An 18,828-nucleotide genomic window follows, 5' to 3' on the forward strand; every position below is an offset into this window, starting at 1 on the left:
GGTTTTATAACCCTGGGTTTTTAATGTTCCATGTATTCAGTAAAGTTTTTTCCCTCAAGTTTGGCATTTAAGGCGATTATCAGCTTGATTCGAGCCTTTTGGGAATTGATTTCCCTACTGAATAAAACTCCTTCTTGGTGGAGAACAACTCCCCCACCCTCATAGCTGTAAACAGGTTCAGCAATTCCGTTGAAGCAGCGGGAAACAAGAACGACTGGTACCTTAGAGGCAAGAATTCGCTCAAGGCTTTTAAAGGCTTTGGGTGGAAGGTTTCCTGCTCCCAAAGCTTCAATGACTAATCCATCAAGCTTACTAGGATCAAGTAAGTCAATAATACTTCCATCCATACCTGCATAGGCCTTGATAATTGGCACCTGACCATCAACGGAATCGATATCCAGATGCTTGTCCTCATGGTCGTTTTGGAAGTAGAGGATGCTATTTTTTGTTATCAGACCAAGAGGGCCGTGGGTTGGTGTTTGAAAGGTTGAGACGTTTGTTGTGTGTGTTTTTGTCACATACCTAGCTGAATGGATTTCATCATTCATGACAACAAGTACCCCGCGGTTTTTAGAGTTACTTGAAGCTGCTACCCTAATGGCAGAAAGGAAGTTATAGGTTCCATCACTTGCCAGCTCATTACTTGAGCGCATGGCACCAGTTACAACAATGGTCTTTCCTCTTTCGATGGTTGAATCAAGGAAGTAGGCTGTTTCTTCCAGGGTATCAGTTCCGTGGGTGATGACGACTGAATCAATATCCTCACTTATAAAAGCCTCTTTAATTCGCTTTTTGAGCTGAAGCATGTTTTCGAGGCTGACATGAGGGCTTGGAAGGTTTAAAAAATCTTCAACAACCAGTTCAATATCAGGGAAGTCAACCTTGATATTATTCATGGGATTAGTTTGATCGGGCCTTACATTTCCATTCTCATCTTCATGCATGGAAATGGTACCACCAGTGTGGAGCACTAATATTTTTTTCATGGGAAATCCTTTGTGTGTATTATGTGTATTAATAGGTGAAATAATTCAAAGAAATTGTATAATAAATAAAAGACTTAATCAAGTTAGTGGGGAATTTGAAAGAAAATGGATGTAAGAGCTGTATTTTTTGACCTAGATGGTACCTTATTCACAACTACAAGAAATATTTTACCAAGTACTAAAAAGGCCATTTTAAATCTACGCCAGCAGGGAATTCTAATAGGAGTAGCAACTGGGCGGGGGCCATCGTTTGTTAAAAATTTAATGGATGACCTCAAATTAGACTTTGCAGTGACCTATAACGGTCAGTATATTTTTACACCAGAAGAAGTTATTAGAAAAGAGCCGATTGACAAGACAAGTCTTAGGGAAATTTTGTCTTATTCTCTTAGTAACCATAGGGAGGTTTCCTTTGGTGGGGCAAATGGTATGTCTGGGAGTAGCCTGATTAAATTTGGAGAAACAAGGGTTGCCCAGTTCGTTAACCACATGCTTCCCAAAGGATTTTCAAGAGGAGTTAAGGGAACCTTTCAAAATTTTGTAAGGCGGGTAATTCCTCAGAAGAAAGATTTGAACAGGCTTATTGAAGAACCTATCTATCAGGTTGTAATGGTAGCTACAAGAAATGAGACAGAAAAGTTAAAGGAGAGATTCCCCAATGTTTCCTTTACCAGAAGTAACCCTTACTCAGTTGATATTATTGCTAAAGATGGTTCCAAGGTCTCAGGTATCAAATTACTTGGTGAGAAATATTCTTTTGGCCTTGAAAATGTAATGGCCTTTGGAGACAATGATAACGATATTAAGATGTTAAGAGAAGTTGGTTGGGGGGTTGCCATGGGTAACTCTAGTAGTAGGGTCAAAGAAGAAGCGGTCTATGTGACGTCTAGCAATAACCAGGACGGGATAGTTAAAGCTTTGGATCATTTTGGTTTACTAAAAGCAGATAGGGGAGATAGTTTGAAAAGTAAAGATGAAAATTTTGAAAAGGTAAAAAAATTCCATGAATTTATGGACGGTAGCCTGCAAGAAGTTCCCAAAGTTCTTTCAGCAGAAGAAGCCAGTAATAGGGCTGATTTTCAACTGGAAGAGCTAGTTGAACTTTTATACGCAGCTTCTAAGGGGAATCAAGAAGAATTTACCATGCTAGTTCAAAAGATGAAAAAAGATATTGATAAGGCCTATGACAAGATTACATCAAAGGAAAAAGATGTAAGTGATACTATGACAAATGAAGTAGATGCCCTAGTTGATAGCCTTTATCTGACTTATGGTAGTTTTGTTTTAATGGGAATTGACCCAGCAGAGGTCTTTAATCTGGTTCATCAGGCGAACATGGGGAAAATCTTCCCAGATGGTAAGGCCCATTTTGATCCCCAAACCCACAAAATCTTAAAACCTGACAATTGGGAAGACGACTATGCTCCTGAAGATAGGATAAAGGAAGAATTGGAACGTCAGATAAATATAGCTTTAGGCAAGGCTTGATTCCAATTTACAGCTGCAATGTACTTTTTTCTTACATTGAAAAAAATTATCAAAATGATATAATAGAACGAGTAACACACACTAGGAGAAGAAATGGCTAATATTGTAAAAAAGCTTATTGAGAATGATAAGCGTGAAATAAAAAAATTAGATAAAAAGGCTGATGAGGTCGAAAAATTCGCCGATGAGATGGCTGCCCTGTCAGATGAAAATTTAAAGGCTAAAACATCAATTCTACGCAAGCGTTATCAAAACGGTGAAAGTCTTGATGATTTGCTTCCTGAGGCGTTTGCCGTTGTTCGTGAAGGGGCTAAGCGTGTACTTGGACTCTATCCTTATCATGTTCAAATCATGGGGGGAATTGTTCTTCATAACGGGGACGTACCAGAGATGCGTACTGGTGAAGGAAAAACCCTAACTGCGACCATGCCAGTTTATTTGAATGCCTTAAGTGGCGAAGGTGTGCATGTTGTAACAGTTAATGAATACCTATCAACTCGTGACGCCTTAGAAATGGGTGAGCTTTATAACTGGCTAGGGCTATCAGTTGGGATTAACCTTAATTCTAAGTCTGCGGAAGAAAAAAGGGAAGCCTATGCCTGTGATATAACTTATTCAACTAACTCTGAACTAGGTTTTGACTACCTTCGTGATAACATGGTAACTCAGACTGAAGAGCTAGTTCAAAGGGATTTAAACTTTGCCCTAGTTGATGAGGTTGACTCAATTTTAATTGACGAGGCGAGAACACCTCTAATTATTTCTGGTCAAGCTGAAGGATCAAGTGCCCTTTATACAAGAGCAGATATGTTTGTTAAATCTCTTGCGGATGAAGATTATACAATTGATTTACAGTCAAAAACAATTTCCCTTGCTGAAAGCGGAATTGACAAGGCCGAAAGCTATTTTGATTTAGAAAATCTTTATGATCTTGAAAATGCAGCCTTAACTCACTATATTGACAATGCCCTTCGTGCTAATTACATCATGATTCGTGACCTTGACTATATGGTAGACGCCAATCAAGAGGTTCTTATCGTGGACCAATTTACAGGTCGTGCCATGGAAGGACGCAGATATTCTGACGGTCTACACCAGGCTATTGAAGCCAAAGAACAAGTTCCTATCCAGGATGAGTCAAAAACAATGGCTTCAATTACCTATCAGAACTTCTTTAGGATGTATAAAAAACTTGCAGGGATGACAGGTACTGCCAAAACTGAGGCTGAGGAGTTCAGGGAAATTTACAATATGCAGATTGTTCCAATCCCTACTAATAAGCCAATTCAACGTATTGACCACCACGATGTTCTATATCCAACAGTTGATTCAAAATTCAGAGCTGTCGTAGAAGAGGTTAAGGAACGTCACCACAATGGTCAACCGATTCTTATCGGGACAGTTGGGGTTGAAACCAGTGAAATTATTTCAAACAGTTTGACCAAAGCTGGTATTCCTCATGAAGTTTTAAATGCGAAAAATCACTTCAAGGAAGCTGAAATTATCATGAATGCGGGTCAAAAGGGAGCAGTTACTATTGCAACCAATATGGCCGGCCGTGGTACTGATATTAAACTTGGTGCAGGTGTTCGTGAACTAGGTGGCCTTGCCGTAATCGGTACTGAACGCCATGAATCACGCCGTATCGATAACCAGCTTCGTGGTCGTAGTGGTCGTCAGGGAGATCCAGGTGAATCTAAATTCTACCTATCCCTTGAAGATGAACTTATGCGCCGTTTTGGTAGTGAGCGTGTTTCAGCCTTTCTTGAAAGTATGAATCTTGCAGAAGAAGATGCTGTCATTGAATCACGTCTGATTACTCGCCAGGTTGAGTCAAGTCAAAAACGGGTTGAAGGAAACAACTACGATTCACGTAAACAAGTCCTTCAATATGATGACGTCATGCGTGAGCAGAGGGAAATTATTTACCGTCAAAGAAAAGAAGTTATGACTGCTAGTGACGACTTAAGCTCAGCTCTACTTGGTATGTTCAAACGTACCATTGATAGGGAGGTTGAAGGTCAAACCTTAGGAACCAAGGAAGTAAGTTCAGAAGCTGTTGAAGGAATTTATGACTTTGCAAAAAATTCCCTTCTTCCAGAAGATATGATTACAAGGGAAGAGTTAGAAGGAAAAACAGCAGCCGAAATTAATGATCTGCTCTTCAAAAAGGTAAAAGAACACTATGCCAGCCAGATGGAAAAACTTGTGGATCCTGAGCAAAGATTACGTTTCCAAAAGGCTGTTATCCTGAGAGTTGTTGATGGTAAATGGGCTGACCATATTGACGCTCTCGACCAAATGCGACAATCAGTTGGACTAAGGGGTTATGCCCAAAATAACCCACTAGTTGAATATCAAACTGAAAGTTATACCATGTTTAACGACATGATTGGCTCAATTGAGTTTGAAGTAACTCGCCTGATGATGAAGGCACAAATCCATCAAGAAGCACCAAGGGAGCAAGAGCAGGTAGCAAGAACAACTGCATCTCAAGAAAATCTACTTGTTGATAATGATGGACCTAAGTCAGAAGAAGAAATTGACTTTTCTCATGTTAAAAGAAATGATCCATGTCCATGTGGTAGTGGTAAGAAATTTAAAAACTGCCACGGACGTAACATGTAATCTTAGCATTACTGGTAGTTACAAATAGAAAAAGATAAGAAAGATTTAAAAGGTAGGGTAATTTATGTCATTTAAAAAATTAAGTCAAGCGATTAATGTTGAAGAAGTCAGGCAGTTGGGTCAACTTGAAGGCCAGGCCCTTGAAAATAAAAAACAAAGGGACAAGGAACTTGAAGCTATTATTAGGGGAGAAGATGACCGTTTGCTTTTAATCATTGGACCATGTTCAAGTGATAATGAAAAAGCCGTGCTAGAGTACGCTCGTCGCCTTGCTAAACTTCAGGAAGAAGTTAAGGATAAGATTTTTATGGTTATGCGCGTTTATACTGCAAAACCAAGAACTAATGGAGACGGTTATAAGGGTCTAATTCACCAACCTAATAGCATGGGACTTCCTGACCTATTAAATGGTATTAAAGCTGTTCGTGATCTTCACTATAAGGTTATTAAAGAAACTGGCCTTACAACAGCAGATGAGATGCTTTATCCAGAAAATCTAGAGTTAGTTGATGATCTTGTAAGCTATATCGCAGTCGGAGCAAGAAGTGTTGAGGACCAACAACACCGCTTTGTAGCTAGTGGTATTGATGTGCCAGTTGGGATGAAAAATCCAACTAGTGGTAATCTTTCAGTTCTTTTCAATGGGGTTTATGCGGCCCAACAACCTCAAAACTTCCTCTTCACTGGTTCAGAAGTTGAAACATCAGGAAATGACATGGCCCACGTTATCTTACGTGGTGCAGTTACCGAAGAAGGTAAATACCTACCAAACTACTACTATGACAACCTTCTTCGTACAATTGAAATGTATGAAAAAATGAATCTTAAGAATCCATTTATTGTTGTGGATACTAACCATGACAATAGTGGAAAACAATTCATGGAGCAAATTAGGATTGTCCGTCAAACTTTAATTAACCGTGAGTGGAATGAAAAAATTAAGAAAAGTGTTCGCGGATTTATGATTGAAAGTTACTTGGAAGATGGACGTCAGGACAGTCCAGAAGTATTCGGAAAATCAATCACTGACCCATGCTTAGGCTGGGATAAAACAGAAGCCTTGATTAAAGAAATATTCAAGACTGAAGGAGGAGTAGAAGCTTAAGCTTCTACTTTTTTTGTAGAAAAAAGTAATATTTGCAGGATATTCACAGATAAAGAATTATATATGGAGAATTAATTGCATATTAAACTGGTTTATGTTAGAATTTTTATTGTAAGGGGTTACCCCGGGTGGAAAAATGTTAATTTTTTCATAAATTAATTTAGATAATTCGAAGGAGAATACAAAATGGCATCAAAAGAATTTCACATTGTAGCAGAAACAGGAATCCACGCACGTCCTGCAACTTTATTAGTTCAAACAGCTAGCAAATTCGCAAGCGATATCAACCTTGACTATAAAGGTAAAGCAGTAAACTTAAAATCAATTATGGGTGTAATGAGCCTAGGTGTTGGTCAAGGTGCTGACGTTACTATCACTGCTGAAGGTGCTGATGCTGACGATGCAATCGCAGCAATCGCTGAAACAATGGAGAAAGAAGGTCTTGCTGAATAATGTCGAAAATGCTTAAAGGTATTGCTGCCAGTGATGGTGTAGCAGTAGCAAAGGCTTATCTACTTATTCAACCGGATTTGTCATTTGAGGCAGTAACTGTCGAAAATACTGACAACGAAGAAGCTCGCTTAGACGCAGCACTTGCTGCAAGTCAAAGCGAGCTTCAAGCTATCCGTGATAAAGCAGTATCAAGCCTTGGTGAAGAAGCTGCATCAGTATTTGATGCCCACTTAATGGTTCTTTCAGACCCTGAAATGATTGGTCAAATTAAGGAAACAATTCGCGCTAAAAAAACAAACGCTGAAGATGCCCTTAAAGAAGTTACTGATATGTTTGTAACTCTTTTTGAAAACATGGATGATAACCCATACATGCAAGAAAGAGCTGCTGATATTCGTGACGTTGCAAAACGTGTTCTTGCAAACCTTTTAGGTGTTAAACTTCCTAGCCCAGCTATGATTAATGAAGAGGTTGTTGTAATTGCCCACGACCTTACACCATCAGATACAGCCCAACTTGACCGTAAATTTGTTAAAGCATTTATTACAAACATCGGTGGACGTACAAGTCACTCTGCTATTATGGCAAGAACTCTTGAAATCCCTGCTGTTCTTGGAACAAACAACATCACTGAGCTTGTAAAAGACGGTGAAATGCTTGCGGTAAACGGAATCACTGGTGAAGTAATCATTGATCCAAGTGAAGCTGAGCAAGCTGAATTTAAAAAAGCTGGTCAAGCTTACGCTGAACTTAAGGCTACTTGGGAAGAACTTAAGGATGCTGAAACTGTAACTGCAGATGGTAAACACTTTGAGCTAGCTGCAAACATCGGTACTCCTAAAGATGTTACAGGTGCTAACGACAATGGTGCTGAAGCTATTGGACTTTACCGTACTGAATTCCTATACATGGATTCAAAAGACTTCCCAACAGAAGATGAGCAGTACGAAGCATACAAGGCTGTACTTGAAGGCATGAACGGAAAACCTGTTGTGGTCCGTACAATGGATATCGGTGGAGACAAGGAACTTCCTTATTTTGATCTTCCACATGAAATGAATCCATTCCTTGGATACCGTGCCCTACGTATCTCTCTATCTGAAGGTGGAGATGCTATGTTCCGTACACAAATCCGTGCTCTACTACGCGCTTCAGTTCACGGAACTCTTCGTATCATGTTCCCAATGGTTGCACTTGTTACTGAATTCCGTGCAGCTAAGAAGGTATTTGATGAAGAAAAAGCAAATCTTAAGGCCGAAGGCGTTGAAGTTGCTGACAATATCCAAGTTGGTATCATGATTGAAATCCCAGCAGCAGCAATGCTTGCTGACCAATTTGCTAAAGAAGTTGACTTCTTCTCAATTGGTACAAACGACCTTATCCAATACACTATGGCTGCTGACCGTATGAACGAACAAGTTTCATACCTTTACCAACCATATAACCCATCAATCCTACGCTTGATCAACAATGTTATCAAGGCAGCTCACGCTGAAGGTAAATGGGCTGGAATGTGTGGAGAGATGGCAGGAGATCAACTGGCAGTACCACTTCTAGTTGGTATGGGACTTGATGAATTCTCAATGAGCGCTACATCAATCCTTAAAACTCGTAGCCTGATGAAGAAACTTGACACTGCGAAAATGCAAGAACTTGCTCACAAGGCTCTTACAGAAACTTCAACTATGGAAGAAGTTGTCGCACTTGTTAATGAGTACGCTCCAGAAGCATAATAAAAAAAGTTGAACCTTGGGTTCAACTTTTTTTATTGTCTAAAGTTTTAAGGAAACGGACAACCTTACTTTTGGCATAGCGAAACTCAATATTTTTTTCAGCTAAAAAATTATAAAAATCTTTTTTTCCCTTGCGCGCATCTGTTACTTCGAGTTCGAGCTCATAATCACAGATTGAGGCATAGGTATTCTTGTCTAGAGCCATAAGTCCAATATCGGTTTTAGTTTCCTGTCTGATTGTCATCAGCTTACCAAGAACCGTAATTTGATTGATATCAATTTTATTATCCCTTAAAATGCTTAGGATATCAGCTAGTTGAGGCAGGTTCTCATTGATTTTTTTCTGATCCAGCATATCTTGTGCTTCTTTTAGGGTAAGTTTAGCGTTATGCTCCATATTTCCAATAGCTTGAGGGACTTTAAGTGTCATTTCAGCTGCGTCATCAAAAGTCCTAATTCGCAGGGCCAGACGATTTTCACGCATGATAAAGTCGGTGCTATCCAGGTAATGGTTGACCTGTCTAATGGGAGGAACATGACTAAAATATTTTTTCAACCGGTCATATTCATCCATACTAAGGAGACTTTTATATTCAATTTCTAAATTTGTGGTCATAATGTAATCCGTTCTAAATTATGGTAAAATTATTATAAATTATAACGTGAAAAAGGAGAAGAGGCAAGTTTTTTAAGAATCAGACCTACTGATTTTTTCAAAATTGTTAATTTATGATTATGAGCGATATGAATTGGGAAGAATTTTTGGATCCTTATGTCCAAACTGTTGGCGAACTTAAGATAAAATTAAGGGGGATGAGAAAACAATTTCAGAAGAAAAACATGCACTCTCCGATAGAATTTGTAACGGGCCGGGTTAAACCTGTTGAGAGTATCATCAAAAAGGCCAAGTTAAGAGGGGTTAAAAAAGAAAATTTAGACCATGAAATGCAAGATATAGCTGGTATTCGGATTATGGTTCAATTTGTTGAAGATGTGGAAGAAGTTCTTGAACTTTTACGAAAGAGAAAAGATTTTACTATTATTCAGGAAAGGGACTACATAAAAAATCAGAAGGCAAGTGGCTATAGAAGCTATCATGTCGTTATTGAATACCCAGCCGAAACCATAAATGGGCATAAGGTAATTCTTGCAGAGATTCAAATTAGAACGCTTGCCATGAATTTTTGGGCTACCATTGAGCACTCTTTGAATTACAAGTACCAGGGTGAGTTTCCTAAGGAACTTAAGGAAAGAATTGCCAAAACAGCAAAAATTGCCTATGATCTTGACCAGGAGATGAGTGAGATTCGGGAAGAAATTCAAGAGGCCCAGTTGCTTTTTAATCCCCCAGCAAGTAAATTAAATGACGGAGTAGGTAATAGTGATGACAATGATGAATATTACAGATGGTAAAAGGGTAGCGATTGTCTCAAGTGGCTCTGAGGAATCAAAGGAGTTAGAAAGACAGATTACTCAAAAACTAAGATGTCGTCATGTCCAAGTTGATTCCAAGCATCCGGATATAGTTATTTCAATTGGAGGAGATGGTACCTTCTTACAGGCTGTTCATATTTATGAAAGGCATTTAGATAAGGTTCGCTTTGTTGGAGTTCATACAGGTCATTTGGGTTTTTATACAGACTATCTTTCTAGTGAGCTAGATGAACTTGTTGAGGCTATAACCAACGAACAAGTTGAAAAGGCAATCTCATATCCACTTTTAAAGGTCAAAGCTGTTATGGCGGATGGCCAGACCTTTGAAAAGTATGCCTTAAATGAGTCAACAGTTAGACGGTTAAGTCATACCTTAGTGGCAGATGTCTATATTTCAGACTTTCTTTTTGAACGTTTTAGGGGAGATGGTCTTTCAGTATCAACTCCAACAGGATCAACTGCCTATAATAAGTCGATTGGTGGTGCTGTAATTCATCCTGGTTTGAAGGTCATGCAGATGGCTGAAATTGCCTCTTTGAATAACCGGGTTTACAGGACTCTAGGTGCTCCGATTGTTGTTAGTGACAAGGAAAATATTGTTTTAAACTTGGACAAGGCTCATGATTATGGTCTTACTGTTGATCAACTAGAATATAAGTTTACCAATCTTGCTGGGATTGAATATAGGCTTGATGGTAAGGAAGTGAAATTTTTAGGGAATCGTCATAGCTCCTTTTGGAGAAGGGTTCAGGAATCCTTTATAGGTGATGATATTGACTAGTAGAAGTGGTAGAAGATGAATTTTAAATATACAGCCGAGCAGGACCAGATAAAGATAAAAACGGTTCTTGCTAAAAATGGAATTTCAAGGAGACTACTTACAAAAATAAAATTTAGGGGAGGAAAAATCCTCTTAAACGGTAAAGAAGAAATTGTAACAAAGTTTGCTGACAAGGGGGATGTCATTGAGGTTACTCTCCCTCCAGAAGGAGTATCAGAAAGACTTGAGCCTGAGTATTATCCCCTTGATATTGTCTTTGAAGATGAACATTTTATTGTTATTAATAAACCAGCAGGTTATGCAAGTGTAACCAGCTCAGTTCATCCCAGGGGTACAATTTCAAATTTTATTCAAGACTATCTAATAAGGCAAAATTATGAGAATAAAAAGGTGCATTTGGTAACAAGGCTTGACAGGAATACGTCTGGTCTGATGCTTTTTGCCAAACACGGATTTGCCCATTCCTTGATGGATAAGATGCTTCAAGAAAAAACAATTGAAAAAAGATATTTTGCCCTGGTTGAAAAATCAGAAAAACTTAGCCTTGAAGGAGAGATTGAAGCTCCAATTGCTAGAGAAGATGGAAGTATTATAAAACGATGCGTAGCTGAGGAGGGGAAGTATGCCCGTACAAGTTACCGGCTTGTCAAATCGTCAGCTGATATATCTTTATTGGATATCAAACTCCATACGGGAAGGACCCATCAGATAAGAGTTCATTTCTCATACCTAGCTGCCCCTCTCCTAGGAGATGATTTATATGGGGGTTCTTTGGATAAAATAAAAAGACAGGCCCTTCATTGTCACAAACTCAAATTTGTTCATCCTCTGACCCAGGAGCTAATTACTCTTGATAGTGATTTACCCTCAGATATGAAAAGTCTAATATAAAAAAGCAGTTGCCTAGGCAGCTGCTTTTAATTATCTCTTATTTGCTAAAATCGTAATCTTTGATTACTTCAATACTTTTAATTTTTACTGGGTTAAGAGGTTTTGATTTTTCATTAGAATCATTTGTAGTCACCTCAGCTGAGGCAATCTTATCAACAACGTCCATGCCAGAGATAACCTGACCAAAAACTGTATAATTTCCGTCAAGACTTGGAACTCCACCGGTCTTATAAGCATCAATTATCTTACTTGGATATTTGCTTGTGTTTAAGCCAGCACTGCTATCAGTAGGATTTTGTACGATAAAGAACTGACTTCCATTGGTATTGGCACCAGCATTTGCCATTGAAAGGGCCCCTCTTATGTGGTAAAGGTTTTCTGAAATTTCATTTTTGAAACCTTGGCCAGAATCAATACTCTTATCCCTGTCCTTCCAGATAGATTGACCTCCACGTCCTGAATTTTCTGGATCTCCGCTTTGAATCATAAAGTCCTTAACCACCCTGAAGAACTCCAGGTTATTATAGTAGCCGTCCTTGGCATGAGTTAAGAAGTTTTGTGACGCAAGGGGGGCATATTTAGGAAAAAGTTTAATGGTAATATCACCAGCTTCAGTTACCATTTTAACCTCAGCTTCATCTTCTGCAACAGTGGTTGATAGTTGGGGAAGGTTTAGTTCATTTAAACTTTCGCTCTTAGCTGATGACTTATTGTCGTCTTTATTAGCAAAGATAACAAGTGTCGCAGTTAAAATAAGTAAAAGAATTCCACCAATAATTAAGCCTATATTTTTATTAATATTATTATTTTTCATGTTAGTATTATAACAAATTAAAATTTATAAATAAAGGAATTCCTTGTTAGACTAGGAAATATCTTGCAAAAATATCTAAATGTTTGTATAATTATAGAACTATATTTTAAGGGGTGACGGATGGAGTATATACTAGAAATACTGCCACAATTATTGTCAGGCTTAAAGACAACTTTAGAAGTCTTTGCCGTTACTTTAGCCCTATCAATACCACTTGGTATGATAGTTGCTTTTTTATTAAGGGTAAAATTTTTCCCAGTCCGCCTACTAGTTAATCTCTACGTTTGGCTGATGAGGGGAACACCTTTACTGGTTCAATTAATCATTATTTTTTATGCCCTACCCATGGTTGGAATAACCCTTGGGCGGATGCCAGCAGCACTTTTAGCCTTTGTTCTAAATTATACAGCTTATTTTGCAGAAATTTTTAGGGGGGGAATTCAATCAATACCTAAGGGTCAGATTGAAGCTGCCAAGGTGCTTCAGTTATCAAAATGGCAAACAGCCCGCTTTGTCGTAATTCCGCAGGTTGTGCGAGTTGTTTTACCTAGTGTTTTTAATGAGGTAATCAACTTGGTTAAGGACTCTTCTTTGGTCTATGTTGTAGGTTTAGGAGATCTTTTAAGGGCCGGAAGAATTGCTATGAGTCGGGATGTGTCTTTAGTTCCTATGATGACAGTTTCACTTATTTACCTGGCATTAATTGGACTCTTAACTCTTCTATCTAAGAAGATTGAAAAAGAAATCAATCGTCATGGTTAGGTCAAGTGGAAGGGAGACTGGTAAATGTTAGAATTAAAGAATATTTGTAAGAAATTTGGCGATAAAATTATCTTTGATAATTTTAACTTGGTGGTAGCTGACAAGGAGCTTTTGACAATTGTAGGTCCAAGTGGGGGTGGGAAAACGACCCTTCTTCGGATGCTTGCAGGGCTTGAAAGTATTGATAGTGGAGAAATTATTTACAACGGGGAGGTAATCTCCCATGAGGACGGTTATGTTAAGGGAAATATCTTAGGTTTTGTTTTTCAGGACTTTCAGCTATTTCCTAACATGACCGTTATGGATAATTTGATTTTAAGTCCAGTCCAAACGATGGGTATGGACAAGGGAGAGGCTACTCTTAAGGCCCAGGTTTTCTTAGATAATTTAGGGATAGGTGATCAGGGGGAGGCCTATCCATCAAAATTATCTGGGGGACAAAAACAGAGGGTAGCCCTAGCAAGGGCCATGATGATCGCCCCCAAAATTATTGGATACGATGAGCCAACTAGTGCCCTTGATCCTGGCTTAAGGGATCAGGTTGCGGACTTAATTCTTGAAAACAAGGGAGCTGGAATAACCCAAATAGTTGTAACTCATGATATGAAGTTTGCTGAAACGATTGCTGATACGATTTTAGCTGTTAACTCAAAGGAGGAGTAATATGAAGAAAGTTTTAGGTTTACTGTCGGTTTTATTAGTTTGTTTGACTTTAGGGGCTTGTAGCAAAAAGGATTCTTCAACCAGTGATGGCTGGAAGAAAATTGAGGACAAAAAGGAAGTAGTCATTGGTTTTGACAATACTTTCGTTCCTATGGGATTCAAAGATGAGTCAGGAAATAATGTTGGTTTTGATATTGATCTTGCTAATGCCGTATTTGATAAATATGGAATTAAGGTTAAGATGCAACCGATTGAGTGGTCAATGAAGGAAACTGAACTTAACAATGGTAATATTGATTTGATTTGGAATGGTTATTCAATTACCCCTCAGAGGGAAAAACAAGTTCTATTCACTAATCCTTACATGGAAAATGATCAGGTTCTTGTAACTAAAAAATCATCAAACATTGATAAGGTTAGCCAAATGAGCGGTAAAATTCTTGGAGCCCAAGAAGGTTCAAGTGGTTATGATGCCTTTACTAATAATCCAGATGTCTTAAAAGACATTGTAAAAGATAATGATGCAACTCTTTATGAAGGATTTAATGAAGCCCTACTTGATCTTAAAAGTGGTCGTATTGATGGACTACTAATTGACGATGTTTACGCTGAGTACTATCTCAACAAAAACAATGAAATTTCTGACTACAATATTATCCCTACTGATTATACATCTGAAGATTTCGCAGTAGGTGCTCGTAAAGCAGATAAAACTTTGGTTGAAAAAATAAACAAGGCCATTAAAGAACTTCACGAATCTGGAGATTTCCAAAAGATTTCAGACAAGTGGTTTGGTAAGGATGTTTACCCTAAATAATAAAGATGAAAGACCTTTAGGTCTTTTATTTTTATTTTAAAATCCTCTAATCAGCTATTTATGGCTTATTTATGTATAATAAGGACATAGGAAATGAAGTTATAAAAATGAGGAGAGAAGAATCATGAAAATAATTACACGTCACGGTGAAGAAGCAGCAAGAATCAATCCAATTACAGAAGGTAAGGCTCCTGATTTTACTTTGCCAGACCAAAAGGGAAGAGAAGTTAGTCTGTCTGATTTTGATAAACCAGTTGTTTTAAGTATTTTTCCAAATATTAACACTCGTGTTTGTGCCTTCCAAACTAGACATTTCAACCAAGAAGCTTCTGAAAATGAGAACATTGAATTTTTATCAATTTCAAATAATACTAGGGAAGAGCAAAAAAATTGGTGTGCAGCTGAAGGAATTGACATGGAAGTTCTGTCAGACGAAAAAGGAGACTTTGGAAGAGCTTATGGTCTTTTGATGAAGGAAAATGGCCTTCTAGCAAGAAGTGTTTACTTGGTTGACAAGGGTCAGATTGTTTATTGTGAAATCCTTTCAGAAATGACTGATGAACCAAGCTACGATAAACTAACAGAGGCGATTGAAAAATTGTCTGACACAAAATAGTTTATTATTTTAATATGTAAAATCTAGTGATATAATAATAGGAAGAAGGGATTGGAGGAGACCATATGAAGATAATTAATGTGACTAATAATCATCGTGGGTTGGTCAGAGAGCAGTTGAGAAATACTGATGCCGAACTTGTAGAAGTTTATTCTGCAGGGAATACAGATGTTATTTATACACAGGCTCCAAACCATTATGAAATTATTGTTTCCAATAAGTATCGAGCAATTCGTCAAGATGAAAGAAAAGATATTAAGAATTTTTTTATTAAGAAACGAATTAATCAAAAGTTAATTGATAAAGATGGTATAACCATGCTTGAAGAACCTAACCTTATTGAGATTTCGATACCTATTATTAATAAAGTTGAATGATTTTTATAAATTACTCTCGTCTGATTTAGTTGCTTGCATCTAGATTGGGCGAGATTTTTATTTTCTCATTTCTTCTCAAAGTAAGTAAAATTTGATAAAATCTAAGCATGACGATAACAATTAAAGATGATTATGTAATTTTTGAAGAAGAGATAAAAAAGTCTCGTTTTATTTGCCAACTGAAAAGGGTTTACACCGAAGATGAGGCAAGGGATTTTATTCAAAGTGTAAAAAAGGAACACTATAAGGCGACTCACAATGTTTCAGCCTTTACTCTAGGAGACAAGCAGGAGATTCAAAGGTCAAGTGATGACGGGGAACCTTCTGGTACTGGGGGAATCCCGATGCTTGAAATTCTGAAAAAGCGCGGAATAGTAAATGTTGTAGCTGTAGTAACTAGGTACTTTGGGGGCATTAAACTAGGTGCAGGAGGTCTAATTAGAGCTTATGGGGGAGCAGTGGCTCACGCCTTAGATGGTACCCGTTTAGTTAAAAAGGTTGAGCAGCAGGAAGTGGCTATTGGCCTTGATTACTCGCTTTATGATAGTTTTAACCGCTTTTTAGGAGACAGGGGGCTTGAATTTATTAATCCTGAGTTTACAACAGGGGTCAAGGGTTCAATATTTGTTGATTTGGCCGCAGTTGATCAGGAACTGGCAGAAATTGAAAATGCTTTTAGTGGACGAGTAAATACGGAAAAGCTTGATAAAAGATTTGTGGAAGTCAAGCTTTGATGGTATAATTAAACTTGTCTTACCTGGGGTCGTTACGGATTCGACGGGTATTATTGAGCATGAAGGGCAACTAGGTGGCAAACCTTAACCTGCAAACTTAAATTAATTGCTAACAATAGTAATTCATACGCTGTAGCTGCCTAAAAACCAGCACACGTGGACTAGCTTTCACTCGCCCATGGTGAATTTTAGTCCTCAAAATTAGTGGGATACACTTAAAGGTTGTCTAGCCCTTTGAGGAGAAGAATATAGACTCGTTAAATTCCCAGTTGAGCTATGTCTGTGGATTTAATCAAATTAATGCATAGCCTATGGTTGTAGAACTTTGTGTAGCAAGATATTCGGACGTGGGTTCGACTCCCACCGGCTCCATAAAATAAAAATCAGATCTTCTTAGAGGGTCTGATTTTTTGCTGGAAAAATTATTTTAGGTGGGAAAATAAGGTTTAATTTTCGTATATAAGAATATGGATGAACTTTTATATGGACGAATTATAAGTAAAAGTGAACTTGATTACGAGCCTAGTGAAAAGTGCCAGGTCAAGGCAATGACTGAAGACGGTAAATATATAATTTGTAATCGGTGCACTGTAAAAAATAACAAGGCAGATGTGCTGCTTCCGATTGGAGCATATTTTTGCCCTGATTGCTTAAAACTTGGACGGGTTAGATCAGATGAATTTCTCTATCATTTGGAGCAGGTTGACTTTCCAAGACCAGATCAAAATGTCTTGACCTGGCAAGGACAGCTGACAGATCTTCAGGAGGCAGTTTCAAAACAACTTTTGCAGGCCCTAAAAAACAAGGAAGAAATTTGGGTCCATGCAGTTACAGGTGCTGGAAAGACAGAAATGACCTACCAGGTAGTAGCAGAGGTTATTAATCAAGGAGGTATAGTTGGATTTGCTTCTCCCCGAGTTGATGTATGCTTGGAGCTTTACAAGAGGATGGTTAAGGATTTTAATATTGATATTTGCCTCCTACATGCGGATGGGGATAAATATTTTAGAAGTCAGCTGACAATTTTAACAACCCATCAACTCTTACGCTTTAAGGAGGCCTTTGACCTATTGATTATTGATGAGGTTGACGCCTTTCCCTTTAGGGATAATAATCTTTTATACCGGGCTGCAAGAAAATCAAGGAGGCAAGGCAGCTGCCTTATTTATCTAACAGCTACTGCCACAGATAATTTGAATGGACAGGTCAAAGCGGGAACCTTAAAAAAGGCTACTTTAGCTAGGAGATTTCACGGAAAACCTCTGGTCCTACCGCAAAATATCTGGTGTCAGATCCCTTGGAATTTAAAAGAGTTACCTAAAAAATTTATTGGGTATCTGAAAAGGCAGCGGGTAAGTGGTTATCCTCTTTTAATATTTGTGCCTGTCATATCTTTTGGTCAAAAATTTACTGACCTCCTAAAAACTATCTTGCTTGAGGAGCAAATAGCCTTTGTGTCAAGTTTGAGTGAGGATAGAAAGGAGCAGATTGACAAATTTAGGGAGGGACAAATCGATATTTTGGTTACAACTACCATCTTAGAGAGGGGGGTGACCTTTCCAAGAGTTGACGTTTTTATTCTCCAGGCCAATCACCGTTTGTTTACCTCAAGCTCCCTAGTTCAAATAGCAGGTAGGGTTGGTCGAAGTATGGAACGGCCTGATGGTCTTATCTATTTTTTCCATAATGGCAAAAGTAGGGCCATGGTTAAGGCTCAAAAGGAAATCAAGTTAATGAATAGGTTGGGAGGGTTTTGATGTCTTGTCTTTTATGTTCAACCCCTATAATTAATTCTATCAGTTTTTTAAATGTCCTTTTTTCAAACTACCAAAGGAAAAGAGTCTGTAAGCCGTGCCTGGATAAATTTCAAGAAATTGATAGGACAGCTAAAGATATTTGTTCTAGATGTATGAAGGAATCAAGGGAAGAAATTTGCGAGGATTGCAGCTATTGGTTGAAAGATAATCTTTCGATGAGGCATGAATCTATCTATAAGTATGACCAGCTGATGAGGAAATTTTTTGTTGCCTATAAACTTCAGGGAGATTACCGTTTGAAATCAGTTTTTGCTGCTAGGCTTAGAGAAAGACTGATAAAGTATGAGGACTATACAATTGTTCCAGTCCCCGTAAGTAGAAAAACCTTGGAAGAGCGTGGTTTTTGTCAGGTGACTTCCATGCTTGAAGCAGCAGACATTCCCTACCTTAACCTTTTTAATAAGAGCGAATCTGGTTCTCAAAAATTTAAGAATAGGCAGGAGCGTCTTTCTTCTCAAAATCCATTTTCTCTAATTGAAGGAATAAGTATCCCTAATAAAATTTTAATCTTTGATGATATTTATACTAGTGGGAGAACAATTGCCCATCTTCTTAATCTTTTAAGGGACGTAAAGGGGCTTGAGATAAGGAGTTTATCTTTAGCCCGGTAAATTTTAAAGTCAATTAGGATGAGAAATAGATCAATAATGTTAACATCTTTTTTTAAAGACTCATTTTTTTGACTTGCTCTTGATTTTCTTGTAGAATGAGGGAAACAAAGGATGGAGG

General features: G+C 38.1%; 19 protein-coding genes and 1 other RNA gene. 17 read left to right on the forward strand and 3 right to left on the reverse strand.

The window, feature by feature from the left end:
* Positions 1-20: 20 nt before the first annotated feature.
* Entirely contained in the window at positions 21-986 is a 966-nt protein-coding gene (locus OZX60_01420; GenBank protein WEV45436.1) for an asparaginase, read from the reverse strand.
* Between the two features lie 105 nt (positions 987-1,091).
* On the opposite strand from OZX60_01420, the gene OZX60_01425 reads away from it, so the two are divergent.
* From OZX60_01425 to ptsP, 5 genes are all read left to right on the forward strand, one after another.
* Positions 1,092-2,474 carry a Cof-type HAD-IIB family hydrolase gene (locus tag OZX60_01425; protein WEV45437.1) on the forward strand — a complete coding sequence of 461 codons (1,383 nt, stop codon included), beginning with the start codon at positions 1,092-1,094 and terminating at the stop codon, positions 2,472-2,474.
* Positions 2,475-2,567: 93 nt separating this feature from the next.
* Complete coding sequence (secA, locus tag OZX60_01430; GenBank protein WEV45438.1) at positions 2,568-5,102, forward strand: preprotein translocase subunit SecA; 2,535 nt, start codon at positions 2,568-2,570, stop codon at positions 5,100-5,102.
* A 64-nt stretch (positions 5,103-5,166) separates the two neighbouring features.
* Positions 5,167-6,207 carry a 3-deoxy-7-phosphoheptulonate synthase gene (locus tag OZX60_01435; GenBank protein ID WEV45439.1) on the forward strand — a complete coding sequence of 347 codons (1,041 nt, stop codon included), beginning with the start codon at positions 5,167-5,169 and terminating at the stop codon, positions 6,205-6,207.
* Positions 6,208-6,393: 186 nt separating this feature from the next.
* A complete protein-coding gene (locus OZX60_01440; protein ID WEV45440.1) occupies positions 6,394-6,660 on the forward strand; it encodes a phosphocarrier protein HPr in 267 nt (88 codons plus the stop codon).
* Positions 6,660-8,393 (forward strand): phosphoenolpyruvate--protein phosphotransferase, encoded by a 1,734-nt coding sequence (gene ptsP, locus OZX60_01445; GenBank protein WEV45441.1) that lies wholly within the window; start codon positions 6,660-6,662, stop codon positions 8,391-8,393. The genes OZX60_01440 and ptsP overlap by 1 nt, the downstream gene beginning before the upstream one ends.
* A 22-nt stretch (positions 8,394-8,415) precedes the next feature.
* On the opposite strand, the gene OZX60_01450 is transcribed toward ptsP, so the two are convergent.
* On the reverse strand, positions 8,416-9,009 hold the full coding sequence (locus OZX60_01450) for a CYTH domain-containing protein (GenBank protein ID WEV45442.1): 594 nt from the start codon (positions 9,007-9,009) through the stop codon (positions 8,416-8,418).
* Between the two features lie 119 nt (positions 9,010-9,128).
* On the opposite strand from OZX60_01450, the gene OZX60_01455 reads away from it, so the two are divergent.
* Genes OZX60_01455 through OZX60_01465 form a run of 3 tightly spaced genes read left to right on the forward strand, consistent with a single transcriptional unit; the run spans position 9,129 to position 11,499 of the window.
* Positions 9,129-9,806 (forward strand): GTP pyrophosphokinase family protein, encoded by a 678-nt coding sequence (locus tag OZX60_01455; GenBank protein ID WEV45443.1) that lies wholly within the window; start codon positions 9,129-9,131, stop codon positions 9,804-9,806.
* Positions 9,778-10,608: an NAD kinase gene (locus OZX60_01460; protein ID WEV45444.1), complete on the forward strand. Its 831-nt coding sequence runs from the start codon at positions 9,778-9,780 to the stop codon at positions 10,606-10,608. The genes OZX60_01455 and OZX60_01460 overlap by 29 nt, the downstream gene beginning before the upstream one ends.
* A gap of 15 nt (positions 10,609-10,623) precedes the next feature.
* Positions 10,624-11,499, forward strand: coding sequence for an RluA family pseudouridine synthase (locus tag OZX60_01465; GenBank protein WEV45445.1), 876 nt, complete (start codon positions 10,624-10,626; stop codon positions 11,497-11,499).
* 37 nt (positions 11,500-11,536) lie between these two features.
* Here the strand turns inward: OZX60_01465 and OZX60_01470 are convergent, their stop codons facing one another.
* Positions 11,537-12,313 (reverse strand): peptidylprolyl isomerase, encoded by a 777-nt coding sequence (locus OZX60_01470; protein ID WEV45446.1) that lies wholly within the window; start codon positions 12,311-12,313, stop codon positions 11,537-11,539.
* A gap of 120 nt (positions 12,314-12,433) precedes the next feature.
* Here OZX60_01470 and OZX60_01475 point away from each other — a divergent pair, with 120 nt between their 5' ends.
* The 9 genes from OZX60_01475 (at position 12,434) to OZX60_01515 (ending at position 18,710) form a co-directional block, all read left to right on the forward strand.
* Positions 12,434-13,075, forward strand: coding sequence for an amino acid ABC transporter permease (locus OZX60_01475; GenBank protein ID WEV45447.1), 642 nt, complete (start codon positions 12,434-12,436; stop codon positions 13,073-13,075).
* Positions 13,076-13,099: 24 nt separating this feature from the next.
* Positions 13,100-13,738 carry an ATP-binding cassette domain-containing protein gene (locus OZX60_01480; protein WEV45448.1) on the forward strand — a complete coding sequence of 213 codons (639 nt, stop codon included), beginning with the start codon at positions 13,100-13,102 and terminating at the stop codon, positions 13,736-13,738.
* A 1-nt stretch (position 13,739) separates the two neighbouring features.
* Positions 13,740-14,555: an amino acid ABC transporter substrate-binding protein gene (locus OZX60_01485; protein WEV45449.1), complete on the forward strand. Its 816-nt coding sequence runs from the start codon at positions 13,740-13,742 to the stop codon at positions 14,553-14,555.
* A gap of 121 nt (positions 14,556-14,676) precedes the next feature.
* Entirely contained in the window at positions 14,677-15,171 is a 495-nt protein-coding gene (locus OZX60_01490; protein WEV45855.1) for a peroxiredoxin, read from the forward strand.
* A 65-nt stretch (positions 15,172-15,236) separates the two neighbouring features.
* Entirely contained in the window at positions 15,237-15,548 is a 312-nt protein-coding gene (locus OZX60_01495; GenBank protein ID WEV45450.1) for a DUF1827 family protein, read from the forward strand.
* Between the two features lie 107 nt (positions 15,549-15,655).
* Positions 15,656-16,282 carry a YigZ family protein gene (locus OZX60_01500; protein WEV45451.1) on the forward strand — a complete coding sequence of 209 codons (627 nt, stop codon included), beginning with the start codon at positions 15,656-15,658 and terminating at the stop codon, positions 16,280-16,282.
* Between the two features lie 25 nt (positions 16,283-16,307).
* Positions 16,308-16,657, forward strand: a transfer-messenger RNA (tmRNA) gene (gene ssrA, locus OZX60_01505).
* A gap of 92 nt (positions 16,658-16,749) precedes the next feature.
* On the forward strand, positions 16,750-18,039 hold the full coding sequence (locus tag OZX60_01510; GenBank protein ID WEV45452.1) for a DEAD/DEAH box helicase: 1,290 nt from the start codon (positions 16,750-16,752) through the stop codon (positions 18,037-18,039).
* A gap of 152 nt (positions 18,040-18,191) precedes the next feature.
* Positions 18,192-18,710, forward strand: coding sequence for a ComF family protein (locus OZX60_01515; GenBank protein WEV45453.1), 519 nt, complete (start codon positions 18,192-18,194; stop codon positions 18,708-18,710).
* The last annotated feature ends 118 nt before the right edge of the window (positions 18,711-18,828 follow it).

The organism is Streptococcaceae bacterium ESL0687 (assembly GCA_029392475.1).
Taxonomy (GTDB): domain Bacteria; phylum Bacillota; class Bacilli; order Lactobacillales; family Streptococcaceae; genus Floricoccus.

Coding starts and splice junctions, on each gene's coding strand:
- OZX60_01440 (WEV45440.1), top strand. CDS start 6,394: ATGGCATCAAAAGAATTTCACATTGTAGCAGAAACAGGAATCCACGCA.
- OZX60_01495 (WEV45450.1), top strand. CDS start 15,237: ATGAAGATAATTAATGTGACTAATAATCATCGTGGGTTGGTCAGAGAG.
- secA (WEV45438.1), top strand. CDS start 2,568: ATGGCTAATATTGTAAAAAAGCTTATTGAGAATGATAAGCGTGAAATA.
- OZX60_01425 (WEV45437.1), top strand. CDS start 1,092: ATGGATGTAAGAGCTGTATTTTTTGACCTAGATGGTACCTTATTCACA.
- OZX60_01475 (WEV45447.1), top strand. CDS start 12,434: ATGGAGTATATACTAGAAATACTGCCACAATTATTGTCAGGCTTAAAG.
- OZX60_01450 (WEV45442.1), bottom strand. CDS start 9,009: ATGACCACAAATTTAGAAATTGAATATAAAAGTCTCCTTAGTATGGAT.
- OZX60_01500 (WEV45451.1), top strand. CDS start 15,656: ATGACGATAACAATTAAAGATGATTATGTAATTTTTGAAGAAGAGATA.
- OZX60_01465 (WEV45445.1), top strand. CDS start 10,624: ATGAATTTTAAATATACAGCCGAGCAGGACCAGATAAAGATAAAAACG.
- OZX60_01470 (WEV45446.1), bottom strand. CDS start 12,313: ATGAAAAATAATAATATTAATAAAAATATAGGCTTAATTATTGGTGGA.
- OZX60_01420 (WEV45436.1), bottom strand. CDS start 986: ATGAAAAAAATATTAGTGCTCCACACTGGTGGTACCATTTCCATGCAT.
- OZX60_01460 (WEV45444.1), top strand. CDS start 9,778: ATGACAATGATGAATATTACAGATGGTAAAAGGGTAGCGATTGTCTCA.
- OZX60_01455 (WEV45443.1), top strand. CDS start 9,129: ATGAGCGATATGAATTGGGAAGAATTTTTGGATCCTTATGTCCAAACT.
- OZX60_01435 (WEV45439.1), top strand. CDS start 5,167: ATGTCATTTAAAAAATTAAGTCAAGCGATTAATGTTGAAGAAGTCAGG.
- OZX60_01510 (WEV45452.1), top strand. CDS start 16,750: ATGGATGAACTTTTATATGGACGAATTATAAGTAAAAGTGAACTTGAT.
- OZX60_01480 (WEV45448.1), top strand. CDS start 13,100: ATGTTAGAATTAAAGAATATTTGTAAGAAATTTGGCGATAAAATTATC.
- OZX60_01515 (WEV45453.1), top strand. CDS start 18,192: ATGAAGGAATCAAGGGAAGAAATTTGCGAGGATTGCAGCTATTGGTTG.
- ptsP (WEV45441.1), top strand. CDS start 6,660: ATGTCGAAAATGCTTAAAGGTATTGCTGCCAGTGATGGTGTAGCAGTA.
- OZX60_01485 (WEV45449.1), top strand. CDS start 13,740: ATGAAGAAAGTTTTAGGTTTACTGTCGGTTTTATTAGTTTGTTTGACT.